Origin of the sequence: Brevundimonas mediterranea (assembly GCF_011064825.1) — a bacterium.
Taxonomy (GTDB): domain Bacteria; phylum Pseudomonadota; class Alphaproteobacteria; order Caulobacterales; family Caulobacteraceae; genus Brevundimonas; species Brevundimonas mediterranea_A.
On sequence record NZ_CP048751.1, the window covers coordinates 3,111,583 to 3,136,890 of the forward strand.

Below are 25,308 nucleotides of genomic sequence, written 5' to 3' on the forward strand. Positions count from 1 at the left end.
GCCTCGTCATCGCCCCTCGTCGCAAGCGGCTTGGCGCAAGGCTCTTCGTCGGGGCACAGTGGCGCCCTGCCGCCACGGAAGGGAAGTCATGGCCGAACCTCGCAATCGCTATTCGACGGTGTCGCTGGCGCTGCACTGGATCATCGCCCTGGGCGTGCTGGCCCAGGTGCTGCTGATCACGGCGCATGAGAAGACGGAAGGCGTCCTGTCGGGCCAATTCGTCATGCTGCACAAGTCGGTGGGTATCACCATCCTGGTCCTGACCCTGGCGCGAATCGGCTGGCGGCTGGCGCATCCGGCCATCCCCCTCCCGGGCCACCTGCCGCGCTGGGAAAGACTGGCGGCGCGTGCGACCCATGTGCTGTTCTATGTCGTCCTGATCGCCATGCCGATGACCGGCTGGCTGGCCTCATCGGCGGCCGGGCGGGAGATCGCCTGGTTCGGTCTGTTCGACTGGCCCCTGCTGCCGGTCGGCGGCGGTCGCGAGACGGCGGGTCGGTTCATGGAGGTCCATGAGGTGGTGATGAAGGGCCTGTATGTCCTGATCGCGCTTCATGTGCTGGGTGCGCTGAAGCATCAATTCATCAATCGTGACAATGTGCTGCACCGGATGATTCCGCTGATCCCGCGTCGGCCATGACCCAAAGGTCCGGCGATACGGCCGATCAGGCGGCCACGGCCCTGCGCCGGGGCGAGTTGATCCTGCTGCCGACCGAGACCGTCTATGGCCTGGGCGCCGACGCGGGCAACGCCGAGGCGGTGGCCGCCATCTTCCAGGCCAAGGGAAGGCCGCGCTTCAATCCCTTGATTTCTCATGTCGCCGACGCCGTCGCGGCCGAGGCTGTCGGGGTGTTCGACGTCTCGGCCCGGGCGCTGGCCGAGGCCTTCTGGCCGGGCCCCTTGACCCTGGTGACACCGGTGCGGGACGGAGGGCGGGTCTGTGATCTTGCCCGGGCCGGGCTGGACAGCGTGGCCATCCGGGTTCCGGGCCATGCGGCGGCGCGGGCGGTGCTGTCGGCCTTTGGCGGGCCGGTCGTGGCGCCCTCGGCCAATCGGTCGGGACGGCCCAGTCCGACGAATTTCGCCGATGCGGTGGAGGAGACGGGGTTCGCCGTCACGGCGGCCGTGGACGGCGGGCCCTGCGCGGTGGGGCTGGAGAGCACGGTCGTGTCGGTGCTGGGCGGGCGGGTGTCGCTGCTGCGGCCGGGCGCGGTGACCCGCGCCGAGATCGAGGCCGTGGTCGGGCCGCTGGCGGACGGCGGCGACGGGCACAGGTCGCCGGGCCGGCTGGCGGCGCATTACGCCCCCGACGCCCCGGTTCGGATCGACGTCGTCGCGCCGCGTGACGGCGAGATCCTGCTGGGCTTCGGACCGGGGGCGGGCGATCCGCGCTGGAGCTTGAGCGTCTCGGGCGATCTGCGAGAAGCGGCGGCCAACCTGTTCAGATTGTTCAGGGAAGCGGATCGCACGCATCCTGCCGGAATCGCCGTGTCGCCGATCCCGTCACAGGGTCTGGGCGAGGCGATCAACGACCGTCTGCGCCGCGCCGCCGGCTTCGTCGGCTAGCCGAACCGGGCCTGGAGATCGACGCTGGAGTGCCGCCCGACGCAGGGCAGGCAGGTCTCCAGCCAGTCGTCGGCGGCGGCCCGTCCCCGCGCCTTCAGATCATTGAGGAAGCTCCATTCGGTGTTGAACTTGGACCTCAGCGACAGGTCCGAGAGCCAGCCGTCGGCCTCGATGGCGTGCAGCCGGACCTGACGATAGGACCCGCCGCCGTGTTTCAGCTGGCCCCCGGCGATCATCTCGGCGGCCATGGCGATGGCGCGCAGCTCGGCGACCAGGGGGGCGTTGAAGACGATCTCGTTCAGCCGTTCGACGATGTCGCCGGCGCTGCGCGGCGTCTCGTCGCGAACCATGGCGTTCAGCGTCACCAGCAGGACGTCGTCGGGCGTGTCATCGCCGGTCAGGGGCCACAGCGGCGGATTGGTCAGGTAGCCGCCGTCCCAATAGGGTTCACCGTCGATCTCGACCGCCTGGAACAGATGGGGCAGGCAGGCCGAGGCCATCAGGACGTCGGCGGTGATCTCGCCGGATTCGAAGATGCGGGCCCGGGCCTGGCGCACGGCGGTGGCGGCGACGAACATCTTTATATCGGATGCCTGAACCGCGCCGAAATCGACCGCCGCCTTTAGAACCCGTGTCAGAGGGTTGTGATTTAGCGGATTGAATTCATAGGGGCTCATGGACATGGCCAAGGTCTCGCCGGCGCGCCATAGCGGGGTGTCCTTGATCCAGTCCGGTGTCTGGGCCGGGTTCCACAGGGTGCTGTCGCCGAAGACGTTGCGGCCGCCCGACTGGTTGATCTCGCGCCACAGTTTGTCGAGGGCGGCGCGGGCGTCGCCGGCGGCGAGACCCGAAACCAGGGCCGCGCCGTTCATGGCCCCCGCCGAGACGCCCGAGACGGCGCGAACCTCCAGCCGGCCGTCCTCCAGCAGCCGGTCCAGAACGCCCCACTGGAAGGCGCCGTGCGCTCCGCCGCCCTGCAGCGCCAGGGACAGGGGCCGTCGTCCCGAGGTCGACGGGACGATGTCCGCCGGTTCGGCGGCCTTGCGTCTGAAGATCGCCATGCCGCCGTCCCCTAGGTCATTGGTCTATTGCGCGGTCCAGCCGCCGTCGATGGAGAAGCTGGCGCCATTGGCCGAGGCGCCCAGGTCGCTGACCAGATAGAGGAAGAGGCCCGCCAACTGGTCGGTCGTCACGAATTTCTTGGTCGGCTGGGCGGCCAGGATGACGTCGTGCAGGACCTGTTCCTTGGAGATGCCGCGGGTGCGGGCCTGGTCGGCGATCTGTTTCTCGACGATGGGGGTCTCGACGAAGCCGGGGCAGATGGCGTTGCAGGTGATATTGTCCTGGGCCAGTTCCAGGGCGACGGTCTTGGTGAAGCCGACGATCCCGTGCTTGGCCGCGACATAGGCCGACTTGAACGGGCTGGCGACCAGGCCGTGGGCCGAGGCCATGTTGACGATCCGGCCGCGCCCCTGGGCCTTCATGATCGGAATGGCCGCCCGTGTGGCGTAGAAGGCCGAGGACAGGTTGATGGCGATGATCTGCTCCCACTTGTCGGTGGGGAATTTCTCGACGGATTCGACGTGCTGGATGCCGGCGTTGTTGACCAGGATGTCGAGGCGGCCAAACTCGTGTTTGGCGAAGGCGACCATGTCGGCGATCTCATCGCCACGCATCATATTGGCCGCGTGATAGCGGACCCGGCCGCTGGAGCCGGCTTCCAGCCCGGCGCGGGTGCGTTCGATCTCGGCTGGATCGCCCAGCCCGTTCAGCACCACGTCGCCGCCGCGCGCCGCCACGGCCCGCGCCAGGGCCAGGCCGATGCCCGAGGTCGAGCCCGAAATGACGGCGACCTGACCCTTCAGGTCGCCGATGTCGCGAAACACCGGGGCGTCGCCGTGTGCGGCGGCTGGTGCGGCGCTGGGGCCCTTGGATGACTTCGACCAGTTGAACATGAATCCGCCCTTCGTGTTTTGTCGAGAGACTAGCGGCAGGACGGGGCGGGGATCAAGAATTTCCCGACCTGATGAATATCCACTCGTTGTCCGTCGAGGCGGCCTTGTCGAACCTGTAGCCGTCGCGGTCGAAAGCCTTCAAGTCCTCGACCCGTTCCACCCGCTCGTCGATGGCGAACCGGGCCATGGCCCCGCGGGCCTTCTTGGCGAAGAAGGAGATGATGCGGCTCTCGCCATTCTTCTCTTCGCGGAACTGGGGGGTGACGACCGGCAGTTTCAGGGCCTTGGCGTCCACGGCGCCGAAATATTCCTGGCTGGCCAGATTGACCAGGGTCGGGTCGGCGTGGTCCTCGGCGTCCGCGTTCAGCTGTTTCGAGATCCGGTCGCCCCAGAAATCATAGAGGCTGGACCCGCGCCGGGTCTTGAGCCGCGTGCCCATTTCAAGCCGATAGGGCTGGATCCGGTCCAGCGGGCGCAACAGGCCGTAGAAGCCCGACAGGATGCGCAACCGGTCCTGGGCGAAGTCGAGGGCCTCGGCGTCGAGCTCGCGCGCCTTCAGGCCTTCATAGACGTCGCCGGCGAAGGCGAAGGCGGCCTGTACCCCGTCGGTCGAGTCGGAATCAAAGGCCTTGAACCGTTCCAGGTTCAGGGTGGCCAGGTCGTCGGAAATCCCCATCAGACGACGCAGGTCCGCCTTGGTCTGACGCCGCGCCGTCACGGCCAGGCTGGCCGTGTCGTCCAGAAAGCGGCGGTCCGTGCCGGGAATGGCGGGGTCGGCTTCGGTGAAGTCCAGCCGCTTGGCGGGAGAAAGAACGATCAGCAAGAGGCGGCTCCGTGGTGGCCCGCTGACATAGGGCGCCTTGGTGACGATTTGAACCGGGCGCGATGACGGCGTGGGGGATCGTCCTCGCGCTTTCGATGCGAAGTTCATGGAGGGCTGGGCGGGGCGCCGGGCCTTCGCCCGGAGTTTTGTGTTTTGAGTACCGTTTCGACGAAGGTTTGACGCCCCGCGCGAATGGTTGGCCTGCAAGCTCGGGGCGCCGAGCGGTGGCGGTCTTATCGCCTAACCCCATAAGCCTGCGACGGGCCGGCGGTCCCTGCGAAGAACCGTCCCGAGTGCGATCGAGTATCCCCCTCGACCCTCCGACGGCGTCCTGAGACGCCGTCGGCGCGGAGGGATTTCACCCCCGCTCCCGTTCCATCCGCTCCCGCCGCCGCAAGGTCGCAGGCCTTACGAGCCCTCCAAGCGACGAGACCGGGCGTGATTATAGGGGGTGTGGGAGGGGTGATGGGTCGGAGGGGGTGAGAATCTGGGAAGGTGTTGGAATCACTGAAGTGAGACCAGCGTCATTAGGATAGTTGGACTCGTTCGTTCGGGCCCCCTCCGTCTCGCCGGCTTCGCCGGCGATCCACCTCCCCCAAGGGGGGAGGAGTGGGGCGATCACCTCCCCAGGGGGAGAGGAATGGGATGACGGAGATCCTCCCCCCTTGGGGGAGGTGGCGCGGCGCAGAGCGCCGTGACGGAGGGGGCGTGTCGCCGAGGTTAGAACAGCACCGCCGGGTTCATGATCCGCTTCGGGTCGATGGCGCGGCGGAGGGCGGCCATGGTTTCGATCTCGAGGGGGGATTTGTAGCGTTTGACCTCTTCGGTCTTCAGCCGGCCCAGGCCGTGTTCGGCGGAGATGGAGCCGTCATAGGTTCCGACAACGTCGTGAACCACTTGCGAGCCTTCCTTCCAGCGACCGATGAAGGCGGGGATGTCCTGGCCCACGCCGGGCAGGATGTCATAGTGCAGATTGCCGTCGCCGACGTGGCCGAAGACCGAGATCCGGGCGCCGGGGTGGAAGCGTTCGACGGCGGCCGAGGCTTCGTCGATGAATTCGGCGATGCGGCTGATGGGGACGGAGACGTCGTGTTTCCAGCCGCCGCCCTCGGGCTTCAGCGCCGCCGAATGTTCTTCGCGCAGGCGCCAGAAGGCGGCGCGCTGGGCGTCGTTCTGGGCGATGGCGGCGTCGGTTATCAGGCCTTGCTCGAAGGCGACTTCCAGCAGGGCCTCCATCTGGGCCTCGGCGCCGCCGGGCGTCCCGGAGGCGATCTCGATCAGGACGTACCAGTCGGGCGTCGAGTCCAGCGGTTCACGGGTGTCGGGGATGTTCTTGAGCACCAGTTCCATGCCCAGACGCTTCATCAGCTCGAAGGCCTCGACCCCGCCGCCGGTCTCGGCCTTGGCGCGGGCGAGGAGTTCGACGGAGGCGGCGGCCGTCTCCAGGCCGACGACGGCGACGGCGCGCGAACGCATGATGGGGAAGAGTTTCAGGGTGGCGGCGGTGACGACGCCCAGGGTGCCCTCGGCGCCGATCAGCAGCTGTTTCAGATCGTAGCCGGTGTTGTCCTTCCTGAGGCGTTTCAGGCCCCGGAAGATCTCGCCATTGGGCATGACGGCCTCAAGGCCCAGCACCAGGTCGCGCATCATGCCGTAGCGGAGCACCTGGGTGCCGCCGGCGTTGGTGGAGATGACGCCGCCGATGGTGGCCGACCCCTCGGCCGCGAGGCTGAGCGGGAAATAGCGGCCGGCGGCCGTCGCCGCCTGTTGCGCCTCCAGCAGGGTCAGGCCGGCCTCGACCGTCATGGCGTCGTCCAGGGGGGTGACGTCGCGGACGGCGCGCATCTTGCGAGTCGACAGCAGGACTTCACCGAAGGGGATCTGGCCGCCGACCAGGCCGGTGCCGCCGCCCTGGGGCGTGATGGCCACGCCTTCGCGGGCGCAGATGGCGACCGCCCTGGCCGTCTCCTCGGTCGAACGCGGGGTCAGCAGGATCGGCGTATGGCCGGTCCAGCGGTTGCGCCATTCGGTCAGGGCCGGGGCGATGACCTCGGGATCCTGGGTCCAGCCGCCCGGACCCAGGGCGGCTTTCAGTTCGTCCAGAACGGCGGGAGAGGGGGCGGGCGTCTGCATGGCTCCCTTTTGTCAGGCGCGAGGGCGAGGTGGAAGGGCCGTCGGCCTCAGACGTCCAGGTCTTCCTTCACGAACTGGGCGTTTTCCTGGATGAACTGGAAGCGGGCGTCGGCGCGCTTGCCCATCAGGCGTTCGACCAGATCCTCGACGCTGGTTTCGGCGTCGGGGACGGTGATCCGGGCCAGGGTGCGCTTCTTCGGGTCCATGGTGGTCTCCTTCAGCTGGGAGGCCATCATTTCGCCGAGGCCCTTGAACCGGCCGATCTCGGTCTTCTTGCCCTTGAAGACGGTGGCCAGCAGTTCGTCGCGGTGGGCGTCGTCGCGGGCGTATTCGCTCAAGGGACCGGCCGAGATCCGGTACAGCGGCGGCAGGGCCATGAAGACCCGGCCCTGACGGATGGTCTCGGGCATGACCCGGTAGAAGAAGGTGATCAGCAGGGCCGCGATATGGGCGCCGTCCACGTCGGCGTCGGTCATGATGACGATCCGCTCGTAGCGCAGGTCGTCGATATTGAACCGATTGCCGGGCTGGACGCCCAGGGCCAGGGCCAGGTCGGACAGTTCGATGTTCTGGCGCAGCTTGTCGGCGGTCGCGGAGGCGACGTTCAGGATCTTGCCGCGCAGGGGCAGGATGGCCTGGGTGGTGCGGTCGCGCGCCTGTTTGGCCGAGCCGCCGGCCGAATCGCCTTCGACGATGAAGAGTTCGGTGCCCTGGGCCGACTGGCGGCTGCAGTCCGACAGCTTGCCGGGCAGGCGCAGCTTGCGGGTGGCGGCGGCGCGCTGGACCTCCTTGTCCTTGCGGCGGCGCAGCCGGTCTTCGGCGCGATCGACGACGAAGCCGAGCAGGGCGTTGGCCTGTTTGGGACTTTCGGTCAGCCAGTGGTCCAGCGGGTCGCGCAGCAGCTGTTCGACCAGGCGGGCGCCCTCGGGCGAGGACAGGCGGTCCTTGGTTTGGCCCTGGAATTCGGGATTGCGGATGAAGACGCTGATCAGGGCGCCGGCGTTGGCGGTGACGTCCTCGGCCGTGATGATGGCGGCGCGCTTCTCGTTGGTCAGTTCGCCGTAGGATTTCAGACCCTTGACCAGGGCGGCGCGGAAGCCGGCCTCGTGGGTGCCGCCGTCGGGGGTGGAGACGGTGTTGCAGTAGGACTGGATGAAGCCGTCCGCCTCGCCGAAGCCGATGGGGGACCAGGTGACGGCCCATTCGAAGGCGCCCGCCTCGCCCTGACGCTCGGCGCGGCCGGCGAAGGTGGGGGTGACGGTCTCCAGCTCGCCGATTCGATCGATCAGGGCGTCGGCCAGACCGCCGGGGAAGTGGAGCAGGGCTTGGGTCGGTGTGGCGTCGGTGATCCGCTCGGGCGCGCAGGTCCATTTGATCTCGACGCCGCGGAACAGATAGGCCTTGGAGCGGGCCATGCGGAACAGGCGGGCGGGCTTGAAGGCCGCGCCCATGCCGAAGATTTCGTCGTCCGGCTTGAAGCGGATCTGGGTGCCGCGCTTCCTGGACGGCTGGACCTGCTGGATCGGACCCAGGACATTGCCGCGCGAGAAGGACTGTTTCCACTCGAAGCCGTCGCGCCAGACTGTGACGTCCAGGTGCTCGGACAGGGCGTTGACGACCGAGACGCCGACGCCGTGCAGGCCGCCCGAGGTCTCATAGGCCTTGCCGGAGAATTTGCCGCCCGAGTGGAGGACGGTCATCACCACCTCCAGCGCCGACTTGCCGGGATGTTTGGGGTGGGGATCGACCGGGATGCCCCGGCCGTCGTCGCGGACCGACAGATAGCCGTCGGCGTCCAGTTCGACGGTGATCAGCTTGGCGTGACGGGCCACGGCCTCGTCCATCGCATTGTCGAGGACTTCGGCGAACAGGTGGTGCAGGGCGCGTTCGTCGGTGCCGCCGATATACATGCCGGGGCGTTTGCGAACGGGCTCGAGCCCTTCCAGCACTTCGATGGAGGAGGCGGAATAGGCGTTCTGGGCGCCTGCGGTCGGGGCCGGGGCGGTCGGGGCTGCGGCGACAGGCGTCGGGACTGGTTTTGGCGCAGGGGCGGGCGCAGCCTGGGGCGGCGTCACCGCGACAGGTTTGGGCGCCTCGGGCTTGGGCGCCTCGGGCGTGTCGTCAAAAGCGAAGAGGTCGTCGGCCATTCACATAGTCTGAGGCGATTCGGAGCCGGTTCTGGTAGGCGCGTGTCGCCGGTCGAGCAAGCGGCGGTCGCACCGGAACCGGATCGAAGGTCACGGCGCGGGCCAGAATCGCCAGCATCAGCACCCAGGGCAGGTTGGCGTGGGTCAGCAGGACGCTCTCGGACAGGCTGAGGGCGAAGAAGACCGCCAGATAGCCGACGCTCCAGAACCCCTCGCGCGCGCCCAGGCCGTTCATACGGATCAGGATCATGACGGCGGACACGGCCATCAGGGTTCCGACGGCGACCGCGCCGGGCCAGCCCAGCTGGACCAGCAGGTCGATCCAGCCGTTGTGGGCCGAGGGGACGGGCCACTGGGTCTCCAGCCGGATCTCGCGGGCGGGAATGGAATCGACGCCCCAGAAGGCGCTGAAGCCGTAACCGGTCCAGGGGCGTTCGGCGACCTTGCGCATCAGGGCCTCCCAGATCAGGGTCCGGCCGGTCAGGGACGGGTCCTTGCCCAGGGCTTCGAGAATGGCGGCGGAATCGGTGTTCCAGAACCAGGTCCCGACGGCGGCGATCACCACGCCCAGCCAGACGGCCGCGACGGTCACGGCCGCGCCGCCCTGTTTCAGCGTCCACCAGCCGCCGACCATGCCGACGCCCAGCATCCAGCACAGCAGCGAGGTCTTGGACTGGGTGGCCACGACCAGAAGCGTGGTCAGGGCGAAGGTCAGCAGGGCGACCCAGGGCTTGCGCCCGTTTCCGGCCAGATGGTCGGCGGCCAGGCTGGCGGCGGCCGAGACCGCGCCGACCACCATGACCAGGCCCATCTGGTTCTTCTCGTACCAGAGGCCGCGCCACAGACCGGCGTTGTCGTACTGGTGAACCCCGATGCGGGGAAAGGCGAAGACCATGATCAGGCTGCCGACCGCCATGACCAGACAGGTGTGCATCAGGACGCGGGGCAGGGCCGCGTCCCGGAAGACCGCGCCCAGATAGACGGCGAAGGCGCTGTTGATCGCCAGGGCGATGACGCGCCGGTCGGTGACGCCGGGATCGATGGACCAGTACTGCGAGACATAGGCCAGGCCGACGAGGCCGCCGACCATCAGCCAGGCGGGCCAGGCGCGGATGATTTTTTCGAAGCGAAACACGATCAGGCCGGCGGTGACGGCGTAGACGGGCAGCCAGATCAGGCGAAGGATCGGGGTCTCGCCCTGGTCCGGGGCGATGACCGGGGCGATCAGGGCGCCGGTCAGCATGAAGACGACGAAGCCCGCCGCCCACTGTTCCCAGGCGGGCGGGGCGTCCGAATCATCGATCTGGACGGGCGAGGCGTGCACGGGGCGACTGTCGCCCCGGCCGCTTAAGGAAGGGTGAGCGCCGCGCGGAAGGCGGCGAAGCCGTGTTCGAGGTCGGCGATCAGGTCGGCGGGGTCTTCCAGCCCGATGTGAAGGCGGATCAGCTCGCCCTCCAGGATCGGCGGATGATCCCGATAGGCCATCTGGTGGGTTTCGTGAGTGATCAGGCTTTCGAACCCGCCCCAGGAATAGCCCATGCCGAACAGGGAAAGGGCGTCGAGGAAGGCGCAGGCTGCGGCCGTGTGTCCGCCCTTCAGCACCACGCCCATCAGGGAGGCGGCGCCGGTGAAGTCCCGCGTCCACAGGTCATGGCCGACCGCGCCGGGCAGGGGCGGATAGAGGACGCGGGCCACCTCGGGCCGGGCCTGCAGCCACTCGGCGACGATCAGGCCCGACCGCCCCTGTTCGGCATAGCGCAGCGGCAGGGTGCGCAGGCCGCGCAGGGCCAGCCAGGCGTCGTCGGGCGAGACGTGCCAGCCCAGATCCTCGATCGTGTCGGCGACGGCGCGCAGGCAGGCGGGGACGCTGGCGGCGATCCCGCCCATCAGGACGTCGGAATGGCCGGAGACATATTTGGTCAGGGCCTGGATGCTGACATCGACGCCGTAGGCCAGGGGCTTGAAGGCCAGGCCTGCGCCCCAGGTGTTGTCGATCACGGTCAGGACGCCGCGGTTGCGACAGGCGGACGCCACGGCGGCCACATCGATCATCTCGAAGGTCAGGGAGGCGGGCGATTCCATCAGGACCAGACGGGTGCGGTCGCCGAGGGCGGCGATCAGGCCCGCCGCATCCGTATCGGCGGGCAGGAAGCGGGTCGTGACCCCGCGCGCGGCCTGGTAGCGGGCCAGGAACCGGCGGGACGGGCCATAGATCGCGTCGCTCGTGATCACCTCGTCGCCCGGCCGGGTCAGGGCCAGCAGGGGCACGGTCACGGCGGCGAGGCCGGACGGGACGATGAAGGCGTCGGCCGCGCCTTCCAGATCGGCCAGGGCGGCGCGCAGCTGGCGCGCGGCCGAGCCGCCGTCCAGGCCGTAGGTCGGACCATCGGCGTCGTCCCGCATGGTCTCCGCCCGGTCGCTGAGCATGGTCGAGGCGCGTTCGATGGGTGGGTTGACCGGGCGGCGTCCCTGGCCCCGCCGGGTGGCGGACGAGATCAGACGGGTGCGGTCCGAATGCGGCGACATGGCCTCTCCGATGGGTTGCGGATCAGGGCCTAAAGGCCTCTAAAGTCAGCGGGGCGCAAGCGGCGGAGGATGCGAAACGCGATGCGGGTCTTGACGATCGGAGTTATGGCGGCGGCCCTGCTGACGGCGGCCTGCGGACGCGGGAACCCCGACCCGACGCCGGAAACCGCCTCGCAGACCCTGCCGACGCCCAGCGTGGCCACGGATCGCCCCGACAGCCCGACCCTGATCGCGGTCAAGCGACGCGGGCGGCTGAACTGCGGCGTGCATCAGGGGCTGGTCGGCTTCGCCTATACCGACAACCGCGGTCAGTGGCGTGGGTTCGACGCCGACTTCTGTCGCGCCATGGCGGCGGCCATCTTCGGCGACGGGAACGCGGTTCGGTTCGTGCCCCTGTCTGCGTCCGACCGGTTCGCGGCGCTGAAGGAAGGCCGAGTGGACGTGTTGTGGCGCAATTCGTCCTGGACCATGAGCCGGGACGCCGGCGAGGGCTTCGTCTTCGCGGGAATCAACTATTACGACGGCCAGGGCTTCCTGGTGCGGCGGTCTCTGAGCCTGGCCAGCGCCACGGAACTGAACGGCGCCCGGATCTGCGTCCAGGCGGGATCGACAGCCCAGGCCAACGCCGACGACTTCTTCCGCTCGCGCGGCATCGCCTATCGCCCGGTGGTTCTGCCCAGCGAGGAGGCGGCGCGGGACGCCTATGGCCGGGAAGACTGCGACGCCTTGAGCGCCGACATATCGGCCCTGGCCGCCGCCCGCACGGTTCTGGCGGATTCTCAGGCGCACACGATATTGTCAGACGTGGTGTCTAAGGAGCCGCTGGGGCCCGTCGTCAGGGCCGGGGACGAGCGCTGGGCCGACGTGGTGCGATGGACCCTGAACGCCGTCGTCCTGGCCGAGGAATTCGGGGTCACGCAGGAGAACGCCGAAGCCTTGTCGAAGACGTCGAACGACCCGCGCATCAAGCGTTTGCTGGGGTCTGAGGGCGAATACGGCGCCCTGCTGGGCCTGTCCGACGACTGGGCGAAGGACGCCATACTGTCGGTCGGAAATTACGGCCAGATCTTCGACCGGAACCTGGGTTCGCAATCGCCGCTCGACCTGGCGCGCGGATTGAACGCACAGTGGAACGCGCGGCCGGCCGGCTTGATCTATGGATTGCCGATCCGTTAAGCGCCGCAGCTTGAGTCTTTTCCTGGGGGATGGATGACCGAGACGAAACCTGGGGGCATAGCCCTCCACTGGCTGATGCTGATCGGCTTCACCGTCGGCCTGGGCGGGGGGCTGTGGGTCAATCTGGCGCTGGGCGCCGATACGGCCTGGGTGGTCTGGGTCACCGACAACATCACAGGACCGGCGGGGCAGATCTTCCTGCGCCTGCTGTTCATGATGGTCATCCCGCTGCTGTTCTCGGCCCTGGTGATCGGGGTGGCCGAGATGGGCGACCTGAATTCGCTGGGACGGGCGGGGATCAAGACCCTGCTGCTGACCATACTGGTTTCGGGCATCGCGGTGGTGATCGGCCTGGTCATGGTCAATCTGTTGCAGCCCGGCCGGGGCGTCGATCCCGCCATGGCGCAGCAGTTGCTGGAACAGGGACGCGACGGCGCCGCCGGCATCGTCCAGAACGCGCCGGAGACCATTCAACTGGGCGACTTCTTCCTGGGACTGGTGCCGTCCAACGCGGTCACGGCGGCGGCGGAGAACCAGATCCTGCCCCTGATGGTCTTCGCCCTGTTCTTCGGCATCGGCCTGGTCATGGCCAAGAGCCCTGCAACCGACCGCCTGCAAGAGGTGATCGAGGGGCTGCTGGAAGTGACGATGAAGCTGATCAACCTCTTCATCAAACTGGCGCCCTTCGCCATCGCCTGCCTGATGTTCAACCTGGCGGCCCTGTTCGGCTGGGATCTGCTGGTGCGTCTGGCGGCCTTCGTCGGCGTCGCCGTCGGGGCCATGGCGATCCACATGTTCGTCGTCTATCCGCTGGTCATCTGGCTGCTGGGCGGGCGTTCGCCGATCGCCTTCTTCAGGGCCGTGCGCGAGCCGATGGTGGTGGCCTTCTCCACCGCCTCGTCCAACGCCTCGCTGCCGGTGTCGCTGAAGGCGGCCGAGCAGGAGCTGAAACTGCCCAGGAAGATCGCCCGTTTCGTCCTGACGGTCGGCGCTACCGCCAACCAGAACGGCACGGCCCTGTTCGAGGGGGTGACGGTGCTGTTCCTGGCCCAGTTCTTCAACGTCGAACTGAGCCTGACCCAGCAGGTCATCGTCATGCTGGTCTGTATCCTGGGCGGGATCGGCACGGCCGGGGTGCCGGCGGGTTCGCTGCCGGTGGTGGCCATGATCCTGGTCATGGTGAAGGTGCCGCCGGAAGGGATCGGCCTGATCCTGGGGGTCGACCGTTTCCTGGACATGTGCCGGACCACGCTGAACGTCACCGGCGATCTGGTGCTGGCCACGGTGGTCTCGCGCGGCGAGAAGGACGATCCGGTCGAGCCGGTCGAGCCTGCGGCGCCCGAAGATCTTCCGGGGGCCGCCCGACGCGGCCTGAAGCACGGAACGGCGGGCTGAGTCAGTCGAGAACGACGGGGGTGTCGGTCCGGGACCCCCATTCGGCCCATGAGCCGTCGTAGAGACTCGATGGCGCGTCGAGCGTGGCCAGGGCCAGGGTGAGGATCGCGGCGGTGACGCCCGAGCCGCAGCTGGTGATGATCGGGCGGTCGAAGGTCACCCCGGCGTCGCTGAACCGGGCGCGCAGGGCCTCGGGCTCCAGAAGTCGTCCGTCCTCGCCGATCACGGAGAGGAAGGGCAGGTTCAGCGCGCCCGGCATATGGCCGGAGCGGAGGCCGGCGCGGGGTTCCGCCGCCTGACCGGCGAACCGGGCCGCCGGCCGCGCATCCAGAATCTGCGCCTCGCCGGTCAGGGCCGCCAAGACGGTCGGCAGGTCGGCGACCGCGTCGCTGCGTCGTGATGCGTTGAACGACGCCGGGGTCGGCGTCTGCGCCGGACCCGAGACCAGAGGCCGCCCTTCGGCCCGCCAGAGCGGCAGGCCGCCGTCCAGCACCCGCACGTTCGTCGCCCCCATCAGCCGGAAGGTCCACCAGACGCGCGGGGCGGAGCGCAGGCCGATCGTGTCATAGATGACGATGGTGTCGGTCGCGGCGATGCCGAGGGCTCCGACCGCCTCGGCGAAGGCGGCGGCCGTCGGCAGCATGTGCGGAAGGTCCGAGCCGTGGTCCGAGACCGCCTCGAGATCGAAGAAGACCGCGCCGGGCAGCCGGGCCTGGTCGAAGTCCGCCTGGGCGTCGCGGCCGTCCAGATGCCAGGACCCATCGACGATCCGCAGCGTCGGATCCTCCATCAGGGCGGCGAGGTCGGCTGTCGAGATCAGGGGCGAAGACTGGGTCATGCCCCCAGCCTAGTGTCAGGCGCGGTCCAGCACCAGTTGCACCACATCGGTCCGGCGCGAGCGGAAGCCCGCTTCGCAATAGGCCAGATAGAAGCGCCACAGACGGCGAAACCGCTCGTCGAAGCCGACGATGCGACGGATGTCGGCCCAGGCGGCCTGGAATCGGTCGTCCCAGAGTTTCAGCGTCTCGGCATAGTCCAGGCCGAACCGTTCGATAGGGCCCCAGTTCAGGCCGGCGGCGGCGACGACCGGCTTCAGCCGCTCTTCCGACGGCAGCATGCCGCCGGGGAAGACGTATTTCTGAATGAAGTCGGTGCGGGCGTTGTATTCCTCGAACAGGGGCTCCTGGATGGTGATGATCTGGAGACCCGCCCGGCCGCCGGGGTTCAGGACGTCGTGGATCTTTTCGAAATAGGTCGGCCAGTATTCCATGCCGACGGCCTCGAACATCTCGATCGAGGCGACGCGGTCGAACCGGCCCTGGACGTCGCGATAGTCCATCAGGTCGATGGTCGCGCGTTCCGACAGGCCGGCGTTGAACAGATGCTGGCGGGCGAAGTCGTGCTGTTCCTTCGAAATCGTCACGCCGGTGACCTGGGCGCCGATCTCGCGGGCGGCGAACTCGGCGAAACCGCCCCAGCCGCAGCCGATCTCGAGCACCGACATGCCCGGCTTCAGGTCCATCATCCGGGCCAGGGCGGCGTATTTGGCCTTCTGCGCGGCCTCGAGAGGGGCGTCCGCCCGCTCGAACCGGGCCGACGAATAGGTCATCGAGGGGTCGAGCCAGGTCTGGTAGAAGGCGTTGCCCAGGTCGTAATGGGCGTGGATGTTCTTCTTCGACCCGGTCCGGCTGTTGCGGTTGCGGCGGTGGGCCAGCCAGTTGACCGCCATCATCAGCCAGTTGCCGTCGAACAGGCGGCGGATGTGGTCGTAGTTCTCGACCAGGGTCTCCAGCAGGGCGGCCAGATGGGGGCTGTCCCATTCGCCGGCCATATAGGCTTCCGCGAAGCCGATGTCGCCGGCGGCCAGGACGCGGCGGGCGAAGCCGTAGTCCTTGATCTCGAGCACGCCGCTGGGGCCGGGGCGTTCGCCGTCCAGCACATGGGTCTCGCCATTGGGCAGGTGAACGGTCAGGCGGCCGAAGGTCCAGTTCGACGCCAGCAGACGCAGCAGCATGGCGAACATGCGCGGGGTGCGGGCGGCGGCGGCCTCGATATCGACGGTGGCGACACTCATGCGGGACCCTCTTTGGACGTCGTCAGTCATGGCCGGCCTGTTCGTCTCGTCCAGTGACGGTCTTCAGGGCGTCGAGGGCGCGGGCGCGGGCCTGGGCATGATCCAAGATGGGGTGGGGATAGTCTTTGCCAAGTCGCACGCCGGCGTCGCGCAGCACTTCGGGCGGCGCGGTCCAGGGCGACGGGAGCCAGCGATCGGGCAGGCGGCGCAGTTCGGGAACCCAGCGGCGGACATAGCCGCCCGTCGCGTCGAACTTCTCGCCCTGGGTGATGGGGTTGAAGATGCGGAAATAGGGGGCGGCGTCGGCGCCCGAACCGGCGACCCACTGCCAGTTCTGCACATTGCTGGCCAGGTCGGCGTCGACCAGAGTGTCCCAGAACCAGGCCTCGCCCTCGCGCCAGTCGATCAGCAGATGTTTGACCAGGAAGGAGGCGACGACCATCCGCACCCGGTTGTGCATCCAGCCGGTCGTCCACAGTTGACGCATGCCGGCGTCCACCAGCGGATAGCCGGTGCGGCCGCGCTTCCAGGCCTCCAGACCCTCGGGATCGCCGCGCCAGGGCATGGATTCGTATTCCGGGCGGAAGGCCCGGTCGGTGATGGTGGGGAAATGGTGGAGCAGATGGGCCGAGAAGTCGCGCCAGCCCAGTTCCGCGACGAACTTGTCCGCCTCGCCCGCCGGGACCGCGCCCGCGTCCGCCGCGCCTCGCGCCCGCTGGGCCGCACGCCAGGGACTGATCTCGCCCCAGTGCAGGTGGGGGGAGAGGCGGCTGGTGGTCGGAAGGGCGGGATGGTCGCGGCCCTTGGCGTAGGTCTTGAGGCCCCGTGCGAGGAAATCGGACAGGGCGGCGTCGGCGCCGGCCTCGCCTGGCGTCCAGTCGAAACCCTTGGACCAGTCGGAGCGGGTCGGATGCAGGCGCCAGTCGTCGATCGATTCTGTCTGGACCGCGTCGGGCGTGGCGATGCGGCGCGGGGCGGTCGTGGGCGGCGGCGGCTCGGCTGTCGCCAGCAGGGCCTTCATGAAGGGGGTGAAGACCTTGTAGGGCGCGTCCGATCCGTTCAGCACGGCGCCCGGTCGGGCCAGCAGGGATCCGTTGAAGCCCCGGCAGTCGACGCCGGCCGACTTCAGCTCATGGGCGATCTCGGCGTCGCGGGCGAAGGCGGCGGGTTCGAACAGCCGATTCATAAACAGGGCGTCGGCCCCGGTGTCCTCGATCAGGCTCTGAAGTTGGGTCAGCGAATCGCCGCGCCGCAGGATCAGCCGCGAACCGCGTTCCCTAAGCGAATCGTCCAGGGCGCGCAGGGACTTGTCCAGCCACCACAGCGAGGCCGCGCCCGCCGGACGGTCCGGGTCGCGGTCCAGGATGAAGACCGGCAGGATCGGACGGCCGGTGGCGACGGCGTGATACAGGGCGGGATTGTCGTTCAGGCGCAGGTCGCGGCGAAACCAGAGGACGACAGGCTTGGTGGCCACGCAGGCGAACTCCATGATAACTTGCGCTCACACAAAACGAGCGCCACCTGATGGCCTCATAGCTGCGGCAAACGCCGCCCCCATAACGCCCGAACTTCGAAAGAGCCGCCTCGTGAGCCGACCCAACGCCGTCATTACGTTGTCCGAAGGTCTTCGGACGCCTGTCGTCATCGGCGGCGGCGCACGAATCGCCTTCATCGCCGGTCCCTGCCAGATGGAGAGCCGTCAGCACGCGCTGGAAACGGCCCATGCGCTGAAGGAAATCGGCGAGCGGCTGAACGTCGGCATCATCTACAAGACCAGTTTCGACAAGGCGAACCGCACCAGCGCCAGCGCCGCCCGCGGCATCGGCCTGAAGGACGCCATGCCGATCTTCGCCGAGATCCGCGAAACCGTCGGCCTGCCGACCCTGACCGACGTCCACTCCGAGGCCCAGTGCGGCCCGGTGGGCGAGGTGGTCGACGTGCTGCAGATCCCGGCCTTCCTGAGCCGCCAGACCGACCTGTTGCTGGCCGCCGCCGCGACCGGCAAGGCGATCAATATCAAGAAGGGTCAGTTCCTGGCCCCCTGGGACATGAAGAACGTCATCGCCAAGGTGGTCGGGGCCGGCAATCCGAACGTCATGGCCTGCGAGCGTGGCGCCAGCTTCGGCTACAACACCCTGGTCAGTGATATGCGCGCCCTGCCGGTGCTGCGCGAGATCGGCTGCCCGGTCGTGTTCGACGCGACCCACAGCGTGCAGCAGCCGGGCGGGCAGGGCACGTCATCGGGCGGTCAGCGCGAGTTCGTGCCGGTTCTGGCCCGCGCCGCCGTCTCGGTCGGCGTGGATGCGGTCTTCATGGAGACCCACCCGGACCCCGACAACGCCCCGTCGGACGGCCCGAACATGGTGCCTCTGGACCAGTTCGAGGCCCTGGCCGCGCAGCTGATCGCCTTCGACGACCTGGCCATCAAGATCGGGGCCAAGGCGCCGGTGGCGCAGGCGGCCTGAATCCTCTAGGTCGGGCGCATGTCTGACACCCTCGATCTGGGCGCCCTGCAGAAGCTGCTGGAGCGCGTGCGCGGCCTGAAGACGGCCTGCGTCGGCGACCTGATGCTGGACCGCTACGTCTATGGCGAGGTCAACCGTATCTCGCCCGAGGCGCCGATCCCGGTGCTGCGCACCCGCCGCACGACCGCCATGCCCGGCGGCGTGGGCAATGTGGCGCGCAATGTCGCGGCCCTGGGCGGGGTGGCGCATCTGGGCGCCGTGACGGGCGAGGATGCGGCCGGAGCGGAATTGCGCGACCTGATCGCCGCAGAGGACCGGGTCGTCGACTTCATCGCCAGGCCGGCCGGCGCCGCAACCATCGTCAAGACGCGGTTCGTGGCCGCGGGGCAGCAGCTGCTTCGCCTGGACGAGGAGGCGGCTGCTGCACCTCTAGATGAAAGTGACGCGTTTTCCGACGTCTCCGCCATTCTTCTATCTGACTACGCCAAAGGCGTGGTCGGCGACGCCCTGATCGCCTCGGCCCTGAAAGCCGCGCGCGAGACCGGCGCGCCGGTCATTGTCGATCCCAAGGGGCGGGATTTCGCCCGCTATGGTGCGGTGGACGTCATCAAGCCGAACGCGTCGGAACTGGCCGGGGCCACGGGCCTGCCGGTCGAGACCGACGCCGAGGTCGAGGCGGCGCTGGCGGCCCTGCTGGCGGCGACGACGGCGAAGGCCATCATCGTCACCCGCGCCGGCAAGGGCATGAGCCTGGCGCGGCGCGACGGGCCGGTGCGGCATTTTCCCGGCCGGGCCCGCGAAGTGTTCGACGTGTCCGGGGCCGGGGACACGGTGCTGGCTTCGCTGGGCCTGGCCCTGGGCGCCGGGGCCTCGCTGGAGACGGCGGTGCAGTTCGCCATCCTGGCTTCGGGCGTGGTGGTCGGAAAGGCCGGGACGGCCGTGGTCACGCCCGCCGAGCTGATCGAGGCGGAGCTGAGCCAGCACGCCGTCGCGGCCCAGGCCAAGGTGACGCCGCTGGACGAACTGGCGACCGAGGTCGAGGCCTGGCGGCGGCAGGGTCTGAAGGTCGGCTTCACCAACGGCTGTTTCGACATCCTGCACCGGGGCCATGTCGCCTATCTGGCCCAGGCGCGGTCGTGGTGCGACCGGCTGGTGGTGGCGCTGAACACCGACGCCTCGGTCAGGCGGCTGAAGGGCGAGGGGCGGCCGGTCAATGACCTGGACAGCCGCGCCGTCGTGATCGGCGGCCTGAGCAGCGTGGATCGGGTGACCAGTTTCGACGATCCCACCCCCATCGCCCTGATCGAGCGGCTGCGGCCCGACGTGCTGATCAAGGGCTCGGACTATACCCGCGAGGGCGTGGTGGGCGGCGACCTGGTGGAGAGCTGGGGCGGCGTGGTCCGTCTGGCGGAATTCAAGGATGGGTATTCGACGACCCGGACGATCGAAAAGATGACGGGAAGCACGCAATGACGCCCAGAATGATTGTTGTGACGGGCGGGGCCGGCTTCATCGGCTCCAATATCGTGGCGCGGCTGACGGCCGAGACGGCCTATGACGTGGTGGTCTGCGACCGGCTGGAGACCGCCGACCTGGCCAAGTGGAAGAACCTGGCCAAACATTCCATCGCCGACTTCTGGGCGCCGGAAGAACTGTTCGAACAGCTGGAGCGTCATGCGGAGCGGATCGAGGCGGTGGTGCACATGGGCGCCATTTCGTCCACGACCGAGCCGGATGCGGACCTGATCCTGCGCACCAACTTCACCCTGTCGCGCGACCTGTGGGACTGGTGCGCGATCCGGGACGCCCGGATGATCTACGCCTCGTCGGCGGCGACCTACGGCGACGGCGAGACGGGGTTCAAGGACGACGATGATGCGGAGTCGCTATCGAAGCTGAGGCCGCTAAACGCCTATGGCTATTCGAAAATGCTGTTCGACCAGTATGCGGTGCGCCAGTCGGATCGCGGCCAGGCGCCGCCCCAGTGGGCGGGGCTGAAGTTCTTCAACGTCTATGGGCCGAACGAGGGGCACAAGGGCGGGATGAAGTCGGTCGTGGCCCAGATCTGGCCCAAGGTCGCGGCGGGCGAGACCGTCAGCCTGTTCCGGTCGCACAATCCCAACTATGCCGACGGCGGCCAGTTGCGCGACTTCGTCTATGTGGACGATGTGGTCGATATCATCGAATTCCTTCTGCAGTCGCCGGAGGTCTCGGGGATCTTCAACGCCGGGTCCGGCCAGGCGCGGTCGTTCGACGATCTGGCCAAGGCCACCTTCGCCGCGGCCGGCAAGGCGCCGTCGATCGAGTATGTCGACATGCCCGAGGCGATCCGCGACCGGTACCAGTATTTCACCCAGGCCCGGATGGACCGGATCCGCGCCGCCGGGTTCGAGGGCCAGTCCACGCCTTTGGAAGAGGGCGTGCGTCGCTACGTCCAGAACTTCCTGGCCCAGCCAGATAAGTACAGATGAGAGGCCTGACGACCCGGCAATGGATCGGCTACATCGGGTTCGTCCTGGTGTTCCTGCTGACCGCTGCGGTCGCGGTTTGGCGCGGGGACATTCTGCGCGCCGGTCTGGATCCCCAGGTGCCGTTCCAGACCTACAAGCCCCCGCCGGCGCCCGATTACGCCGATCCGCGCGCCTGGGCTCTGCTGGACGCGCGGGCGCCGGGGGCGGGCGGGGCCAACGTCTTCTTCGTTCATTCGACCACCTTCAACGGCGGGCGCGACTGGAACGGGGCCATCGGCGACCCCAAGGCCGACGCCTATCTGTACCGGGTGGTCCTGCCCAACTACGCCGGACCCTTCGCACGGGCGGGCGCGGTCAGCGCGCCGCGCTATCGGCAGGCCAGCCTTTATACGCGCCTGACCCTGCGCGACGATGCGCGTGAGGCCCGGGCCTTCGCCTATGGGGACGTCCTGGCGGCCTTTGACGCCTGGCTGGCGCGCCATCCCACAGGCCCCATCGTCCTGGCGGGGGTGGAGCAGGGCGCCGATCTGCTGGACCGGCTGATCCGCGAACGGATCGCACGGGATGCGGCGGTCCGGGACCGTCTGGTGGCGGCCTATCTGATGGACACGATCATCGCCGCCGAGAATCTGCCGGACTCCATTCCGGCCTGCGCCGATCGGCGCCAGATCCATTGCGTGATCGCCTGGTCGCAGGTCGGCGACCGCGACGACTCGGCCGCCCGTCGGCGACTGCGGCGGGCGACCGTCTGGGATGCGCGGGGGCATCTGGTCGATCTGGCGGGGCGGCCGGCGGTCTGTGTGAACCCGGTGACGGGGGGCACGGGCGAAGAGCCCGTTCCCGCGCGCCTGCACCGGGGCGCCACCAATGCGACGGGGCTGGAATGGGGGGCGCGTCCGGCGCTGATGGCGCGCGAGGTTGCGACCCAGTGCCGCGAAGGTCTGCTGCGCCACACCTGGCCCGATCTTGAATCCTTCCGGGAGACCGGCAACTGGGCCGACCGGAGAAAAGCGCGGCCTTACAACCTGTTCTACGGCGATCTGGAAGCAGATGTGGCGGAACGGCTTGCAACCTACGCTCGGCAGACCGGTTGAAAATCGGACGAAGGTCGTCCGGTTTCGGTGGCGCGGCTCGCGTCCCGCGCGTAACCTCCTCGCATACGGAGGATACACATGGACGTTCTCACCATCTTCGCCGGCGTTCTGCTGCTGCTTGCGATCGCGCTCCTGTTCAGCGTCATCAAGATCGTGCCGCAAGGCCGTGAATTCACGGTCGAACGGTTCGGCAAATACACCAAGACCCTGAGCCCCGGCATCGGCTTCCTGACCCCGTTCGTGGAACGGGTCGGCAAGCGGATGAACATGATGGAGCAGGTTCTTGATGTTCCGACTCAGGAAGTCATCACCAAGGACAACGCCATGGTCCGGGTGGACGGCATCGTCTTCATCCAGGTGATGGACGCCGCCCGCGCCGCCTATCGGGTCGATGATCTGCCCTACGCCATTTCGCAACTGTGCATGACCAATCTGCGGACCGTGGTCGGCTCCATGGAGCTGGACGAGGTGCTGAGCCAGCGCGACAGCATCAACACCCGCCTGCTGCACGTCATCGACGCGGCGACCGAGCCCTGGGGCGTCAAGGTCAACCGCATCGAGATCAAGGACCTGACCCCGCCGACCGACGTCACCAACGCCATGGCCCGCCAGATGAAGGCCGAACGCGAACGCCGCGCCGTGGTCACCGAGGCGGACGGCGAGAAACAGGCCGCCATCACCCGCGCCGAGGGCGCCAAACAGGCGGCCATCCTGGAATCCGAAGGCCGCAAGGAGGCCGCCTTCCGCGACGCCGAGGCGCGCGAGCGGGAAGCCGAGGCCGAGGCCCGCGCCACCACCATGGTGTCGGAAGCCATCGCCCGGGGCGACGTCAACGCCATCAACTATTTCGTGGCGCAGAAATATGTCGAGGCCTTCGCCGAACTGGCCCGCAGCCCGCAGCAACGGACCGTCATCGTGCCCGCTGAAATGGGGGCCCTGGTCGGCACCATCGCCGGCATCGGCGAGATGGTGAACCTGGCCAAGGGGCAGCAGCAGCAGGCGACCCCGGTCAAGCCCGCCGCCGCCCCGCGTCGTCCCTCCGTTCCGCCCACCGCCTGATCCGGGAGCCCAGGTCATGACCGTCGTCGCCGATCTGTACGCCGCCCAGCCGTTCTGGATCTGGCTGGCCGTCGGGGTGTTGTTGCTGGCCGTCGAGTCGATGTTCTCGACCGAATGGCTGTTGTGGCCGGCGGTTTCGGCCGGGCTGGTGGCGGTCATGACGGCGGTCGGGGTGCGGTTGGGCCTGCCCGGCGAAGTGGCGGTCTTCGCCGTGCTGACGGTCGTCGCCACCCTGTTGTCGCGACGCCTGATCCAGAAGGCCAATCCGGACGGGGTCGACATCAACGACCGGAACAGTCGTCTGATCGACCAGCGCGCCCGGGTGGTGGAGGCCTTCGTCGGCGGTCGAGGCCGGGTGTTCGTCTCCGGCGCCGAATGGTCGGCCGTCATCGACGGGGCCGCGCCCGAAACGGGGCAGCCTGAGGTCGGGCAGGATGTCGTGGTGAACGGGGTCAGCGGCTCGCTGCTGACGGTGCGCGCCGCGACCTGAGCCGTCCCGCGCAACCTTTGCCGTGGGACGACGTTCGACGCTGATGTCAGACAGCCGTATCGCCTCCGTCGTCCCGGCCCAGGATGGACTGCCGGTTCCGAGGCGCTACTGGGCCATCGTCTCCATCGGCCTGGGCATCACCCTCGCCGTGCTGGACGGCGCCATCGCCAATGTCGCGCTTCCGTCCATCGCCCGGGATCTGCAGGCGTCGGAGGCTGCGTCCATCTGGATCGTCAACGCCTATCAGATCGCCATCGTCGTCGCGCTTCTGCCGCTGGCGTCGCTGGGCGAGATCGTCGGCTATCGTCGGGTGTCGCAGGTGGGGCTGGCGGTCTTCACCCTGGCCTCCCTGGCCTGCGCCCTGTCCGATTCGATCCTGACCCTGAGCCTAGCGCGGGTGCTGCAGGGGTTCGGGGCGGCGGGGATCATGAGCGTCAACGGCGCCCTGGTGCGCTTCACCTATCCGCAGCGGATGCTGGGCCGGGCGGTCGGGATCAACGCGGTGATTGTCTCCATGGCCGCCGCCGCCGGCCCGACCATCGCCAGCGCCGTGCTGAGCCTCGGCGAATGGCGCTGGCTGTTCGCCCTGAACATTCCGCTGGGGGTTCTGGCGGTGTCGATGGCGGGCTTCACCCTGCCGCACAACCCGTTGCAGAAGCGCAGGCTGAACCTGACCGGGGCGGCGCTGAGCGCGGCGGCCTTCGGCCTCGTCATCACCGGCATGCAGGCCCTGGCCCACGGCGAGGCTTCGATCCTGGGCTTCGGCCTGACGGGGCTCGGGCTGGCGGCCGGGGTGCTGCTGGTGCGGCATGAGAGGCCCAGCAAGACGCCGCTGATCCCGCTGGACCTGCTGGCGCGGCCGATGTTCGCCCTGTCGGTCGCCACCTCCATCATCTCCTTCACCGCCCAGATGATGGCCTTCATCTCCCTGCCGTTCTTCCTGCAGGGCTCGCTGGGGCTGAGCGCGGTGGAGACCGGGCTGCTGATGACGCCCTGGCCGCTGGCGACCATGTTCGCCGCCCCGCTGGCCGGGTGGTTGTCGGACCGGTACTCGGCCGGGATACTGGGCGCCGTCGGCTTGAGCCTGTTCGCCTGCGGTCTGATGGCGCTGAGCTTCCTCGACGGGGATTCGTCGCGGTTCGACATCATCTGGCGCATGGCCCTGTGCGGGGCCGGGTTCGGCTTCTTCCAGTCGCCCAACAATCGCGCCCTGCTGTCCGAAGCCCCGCGCGAGCGGGCCGGGGCGGCGGGCGGGGCCCTGGGCACGGCGCGGGTGCTGGGTCAGTCGATGGGGGCGGTCGTGGTCGCCTTCCTGCTGTCGGCGGCCCCGGTCACGGGCGTGCGTCACGGCTTCGAGCTGGCCGCCGTCGCGGCCCTGTTCGGCGCGGTGATGAGCGGAGCGCGCATCCGACGCCGCATCGCCGAGCCGGAGAAGGAGGTCGAGGCGGTCTAGACGCGCCTGAGGTCGGCGACACCGCGATTCGCCAGCTGGTCGGCGCGTTCGTTCAGTTCGTGCCCGGCGTGGCCCTTGACCCAGCGCCATTTGACGTCGTGCTTCAGCCGGGCGGCGTCCAGACGCTGCCACAGGTCGGCGTTCTTGACCGGCTTCTTGTCGGCCGTCAGCCAGCCGCGCGCCTTCCAGCCGCGCATCCATTCGGTGATGCCCTGCATGACGTATTTGCTGTCGGTGTGAAGCTCGACCCTGCACGGCCGTTTCAGCGCCTCCAGCGCCATGATGGCGGCCATCAGTTCCATGCGGTTGTTGGTCGTGTTGGGCTCGCCGCCCCACAATTCCTTTTCGTGGCCCCCCCCGGTCTGGAGCAGGGCGCCCCAGCCGCCGGGGCCGGGATTGCCCTTGCAGGCGCCGTCGGTGTGGATGATGACGTGATCGGTGGGACTCATGGTCGCGAAGACCTACAGCCTCCCTTGGCGCG

At 68.5% G+C, this 25,308-nt stretch carries 22 protein-coding genes; 11 read left to right on the forward strand and 11 right to left on the reverse strand.

Annotated features, from left to right (window positions below; all coding sequences use genetic code 11):
- Positions 1-88 precede the first annotated feature (88 nt).
- Together GYM46_RS15320 and GYM46_RS15325 are read left to right on the forward strand one after the other, a co-directional pair.
- Positions 89-640: a cytochrome b gene (locus tag GYM46_RS15320; protein ID WP_008260517.1), complete on the forward strand. Its 552-nt coding sequence runs from the start codon at positions 89-91 to the stop codon at positions 638-640.
- Entirely contained in the window at positions 637-1,566 is a 930-nt protein-coding gene (locus GYM46_RS15325) for an L-threonylcarbamoyladenylate synthase (protein ID WP_008264089.1), read from the forward strand. Before GYM46_RS15320 ends, GYM46_RS15325 begins: the two co-directional genes overlap by 4 nt.
- On the opposite strand, the gene GYM46_RS15330 is transcribed toward GYM46_RS15325, so the two are convergent.
- The 7 genes from GYM46_RS15330 to metC form a co-directional block, all read right to left on the reverse strand.
- Complete coding sequence (locus GYM46_RS15330) at positions 1,563-2,627, reverse strand: patatin-like phospholipase family protein (protein ID WP_008264379.1); 1,065 nt, start codon at positions 2,625-2,627, stop codon at positions 1,563-1,565. The genes GYM46_RS15325 and GYM46_RS15330 overlap by 4 nt on opposite strands.
- A gap of 24 nt (positions 2,628-2,651) precedes the next feature.
- A complete protein-coding gene (locus tag GYM46_RS15335) occupies positions 2,652-3,521 on the reverse strand; it encodes a 3-hydroxybutyrate dehydrogenase (RefSeq protein ID WP_008259939.1) in 870 nt (289 codons plus the stop codon).
- Positions 3,522-3,573: 52 nt separating this feature from the next.
- Positions 3,574-4,344 (reverse strand): peroxide stress protein YaaA, encoded by a 771-nt coding sequence (gene yaaA, locus GYM46_RS15340; RefSeq protein WP_040349574.1) that lies wholly within the window; start codon positions 4,342-4,344, stop codon positions 3,574-3,576.
- A gap of 720 nt (positions 4,345-5,064) precedes the next feature.
- Positions 5,065-6,477, reverse strand: coding sequence for an FAD-binding oxidoreductase (locus tag GYM46_RS15345; protein WP_008260564.1), 1,413 nt, complete (start codon positions 6,475-6,477; stop codon positions 5,065-5,067).
- 47 nt (positions 6,478-6,524) lie between these two features.
- Entirely contained in the window at positions 6,525-8,624 is a 2,100-nt protein-coding gene (gene parE / locus GYM46_RS15350) for a DNA topoisomerase IV subunit B (RefSeq protein WP_008258683.1), read from the reverse strand.
- Entirely contained in the window at positions 8,599-9,948 is a 1,350-nt protein-coding gene (locus GYM46_RS15355; protein WP_008261053.1) for an O-antigen ligase family protein, read from the reverse strand. Before GYM46_RS15355 ends, parE begins: the two co-directional genes overlap by 26 nt.
- Positions 9,949-9,971: 23 nt before the next feature.
- On the reverse strand, positions 9,972-11,150 hold the full coding sequence (metC, locus tag GYM46_RS15360) for a cystathionine beta-lyase (protein WP_008260086.1): 1,179 nt from the start codon (positions 11,148-11,150) through the stop codon (positions 9,972-9,974).
- Between the two features lie 81 nt (positions 11,151-11,231).
- Here metC and GYM46_RS15365 point away from each other — a divergent pair, with 81 nt between their 5' ends.
- The gene (locus GYM46_RS15365; protein WP_322298616.1) at positions 11,232-12,326 is read left to right on the forward strand and encodes an amino acid ABC transporter substrate-binding protein; all 1,095 of its coding nucleotides are present in this window, start codon (positions 11,232-11,234) and stop codon (positions 12,324-12,326) included.
- A gap of 33 nt (positions 12,327-12,359) precedes the next feature.
- Complete coding sequence (locus GYM46_RS15370) at positions 12,360-13,721, forward strand: dicarboxylate/amino acid:cation symporter (protein WP_040349573.1); 1,362 nt, start codon at positions 12,360-12,362, stop codon at positions 13,719-13,721.
- Position 13,722: 1 nt separating this feature from the next.
- Here the strand turns inward: GYM46_RS15370 and sseA are convergent, their stop codons facing one another.
- From sseA to GYM46_RS15385, 3 genes are read right to left on the reverse strand one after another with little or no spacing between them, the layout of a single operon-like run.
- The gene (sseA, locus tag GYM46_RS15375; protein WP_008262486.1) at positions 13,723-14,559 is read right to left on the reverse strand and encodes a 3-mercaptopyruvate sulfurtransferase; all 837 of its coding nucleotides are present in this window, start codon (positions 14,557-14,559) and stop codon (positions 13,723-13,725) included.
- Positions 14,560-14,574: 15 nt separating this feature from the next.
- Entirely contained in the window at positions 14,575-15,795 is a 1,221-nt protein-coding gene (locus GYM46_RS15380) for an SAM-dependent methyltransferase (RefSeq protein WP_008261280.1), read from the reverse strand.
- Between the two features lie 22 nt (positions 15,796-15,817).
- The gene (locus GYM46_RS15385; RefSeq protein ID WP_008259551.1) at positions 15,818-17,284 is read right to left on the reverse strand and encodes a cryptochrome/photolyase family protein; all 1,467 of its coding nucleotides are present in this window, start codon (positions 17,282-17,284) and stop codon (positions 15,818-15,820) included.
- A gap of 97 nt (positions 17,285-17,381) precedes the next feature.
- On the opposite strand from GYM46_RS15385, the gene kdsA reads away from it, so the two are divergent.
- The 7 genes from kdsA (at position 17,382) to GYM46_RS15420 (ending at position 24,827) form a co-directional block, all read left to right on the forward strand.
- Positions 17,382-18,260 (forward strand): 3-deoxy-8-phosphooctulonate synthase, encoded by an 879-nt coding sequence (kdsA, locus tag GYM46_RS15390; protein ID WP_369733378.1) that lies wholly within the window; start codon positions 17,382-17,384, stop codon positions 18,258-18,260.
- Positions 18,261-18,278: 18 nt separating this feature from the next.
- Positions 18,279-19,733: a D-glycero-beta-D-manno-heptose 1-phosphate adenylyltransferase gene (rfaE2, locus tag GYM46_RS15395; RefSeq protein ID WP_008259755.1), complete on the forward strand. Its 1,455-nt coding sequence runs from the start codon at positions 18,279-18,281 to the stop codon at positions 19,731-19,733.
- Complete coding sequence (rfaD, locus tag GYM46_RS15400; RefSeq protein WP_040349572.1) at positions 19,730-20,731, forward strand: ADP-glyceromanno-heptose 6-epimerase; 1,002 nt, start codon at positions 19,730-19,732, stop codon at positions 20,729-20,731. The genes rfaE2 and rfaD overlap by 4 nt, the downstream gene beginning before the upstream one ends.
- The gene (locus GYM46_RS15405; protein ID WP_008260674.1) at positions 20,728-21,825 is read left to right on the forward strand and encodes a DUF3089 domain-containing protein; all 1,098 of its coding nucleotides are present in this window, start codon (positions 20,728-20,730) and stop codon (positions 21,823-21,825) included. Before rfaD ends, GYM46_RS15405 begins: the two co-directional genes overlap by 4 nt.
- Positions 21,826-21,903: 78 nt before the next feature.
- Complete coding sequence (locus GYM46_RS15410) at positions 21,904-22,884, forward strand: SPFH domain-containing protein (RefSeq protein ID WP_008263714.1); 981 nt, start codon at positions 21,904-21,906, stop codon at positions 22,882-22,884.
- Between the two features lie 16 nt (positions 22,885-22,900).
- Complete coding sequence (locus tag GYM46_RS15415) at positions 22,901-23,374, forward strand: NfeD family protein (protein WP_008261062.1); 474 nt, start codon at positions 22,901-22,903, stop codon at positions 23,372-23,374.
- Positions 23,375-23,417: 43 nt separating this feature from the next.
- Positions 23,418-24,827, forward strand: a complete 1,410-nt coding sequence (locus tag GYM46_RS15420) for an MFS transporter (protein ID WP_008260107.1) — start codon at positions 23,418-23,420, stop codon at positions 24,825-24,827.
- On the opposite strand, the gene rnhA is transcribed toward GYM46_RS15420, so the two are convergent.
- Complete coding sequence (rnhA, locus tag GYM46_RS15425) at positions 24,824-25,276, reverse strand: ribonuclease HI (protein ID WP_008263255.1); 453 nt, start codon at positions 25,274-25,276, stop codon at positions 24,824-24,826. The genes GYM46_RS15420 and rnhA overlap by 4 nt on opposite strands.
- Between the last annotated feature and the right edge of the window lie 32 nt (positions 25,277-25,308).

What these genes read in the sequence shown, in the direction of transcription:
- GYM46_RS15320 (WP_008260517.1), top strand. Translation starts at nt 89, where the DNA reads ATGGCCGAACCTCGCAATCGCTATTCGACGGTGTCGCTGGCGCTGCAC.
- GYM46_RS15325 (WP_008264089.1), top strand. Translation starts at nt 637, where the DNA reads ATGACCCAAAGGTCCGGCGATACGGCCGATCAGGCGGCCACGGCCCTG.
- GYM46_RS15330 (WP_008264379.1), bottom strand. Translation starts at nt 2,627, where the DNA reads ATGGCGATCTTCAGACGCAAGGCCGCCGAACCGGCGGACATCGTCCCG.
- GYM46_RS15335 (WP_008259939.1), bottom strand. Translation starts at nt 3,521, where the DNA reads ATGTTCAACTGGTCGAAGTCATCCAAGGGCCCCAGCGCCGCACCAGCC.
- GYM46_RS15345 (WP_008260564.1), bottom strand. Translation starts at nt 6,477, where the DNA reads ATGCAGACGCCCGCCCCCTCTCCCGCCGTTCTGGACGAACTGAAAGCC.
- parE (WP_008258683.1), bottom strand. Translation starts at nt 8,624, where the DNA reads ATGGCCGACGACCTCTTCGCTTTTGACGACACGCCCGAGGCGCCCAAG.
- metC (WP_008260086.1), bottom strand. Translation starts at nt 11,150, where the DNA reads ATGTCGCCGCATTCGGACCGCACCCGTCTGATCTCGTCCGCCACCCGG.
- GYM46_RS15365 (WP_322298616.1), top strand. Translation starts at nt 11,232, where the DNA reads ATGCGGGTCTTGACGATCGGAGTTATGGCGGCGGCCCTGCTGACGGCG.
- GYM46_RS15370 (WP_040349573.1), top strand. Translation starts at nt 12,360, where the DNA reads ATGACCGAGACGAAACCTGGGGGCATAGCCCTCCACTGGCTGATGCTG.
- sseA (WP_008262486.1), bottom strand. Translation starts at nt 14,559, where the DNA reads ATGACCCAGTCTTCGCCCCTGATCTCGACAGCCGACCTCGCCGCCCTG.
- GYM46_RS15380 (WP_008261280.1), bottom strand. Translation starts at nt 15,795, where the DNA reads ATGAGTGTCGCCACCGTCGATATCGAGGCCGCCGCCGCCCGCACCCCG.
- GYM46_RS15385 (WP_008259551.1), bottom strand. Translation starts at nt 17,284, where the DNA reads ATGGAGTTCGCCTGCGTGGCCACCAAGCCTGTCGTCCTCTGGTTTCGC.
- rfaE2 (WP_008259755.1), top strand. Translation starts at nt 18,279, where the DNA reads ATGTCTGACACCCTCGATCTGGGCGCCCTGCAGAAGCTGCTGGAGCGC.
- rfaD (WP_040349572.1), top strand. Translation starts at nt 19,730, where the DNA reads ATGACGCCCAGAATGATTGTTGTGACGGGCGGGGCCGGCTTCATCGGC.
- GYM46_RS15405 (WP_008260674.1), top strand. Translation starts at nt 20,728, where the DNA reads ATGAGAGGCCTGACGACCCGGCAATGGATCGGCTACATCGGGTTCGTC.
- GYM46_RS15410 (WP_008263714.1), top strand. Translation starts at nt 21,904, where the DNA reads ATGGACGTTCTCACCATCTTCGCCGGCGTTCTGCTGCTGCTTGCGATC.
- GYM46_RS15415 (WP_008261062.1), top strand. Translation starts at nt 22,901, where the DNA reads ATGACCGTCGTCGCCGATCTGTACGCCGCCCAGCCGTTCTGGATCTGG.
- GYM46_RS15420 (WP_008260107.1), top strand. Translation starts at nt 23,418, where the DNA reads ATGTCAGACAGCCGTATCGCCTCCGTCGTCCCGGCCCAGGATGGACTG.
- rnhA (WP_008263255.1), bottom strand. Translation starts at nt 25,276, where the DNA reads ATGAGTCCCACCGATCACGTCATCATCCACACCGACGGCGCCTGCAAG.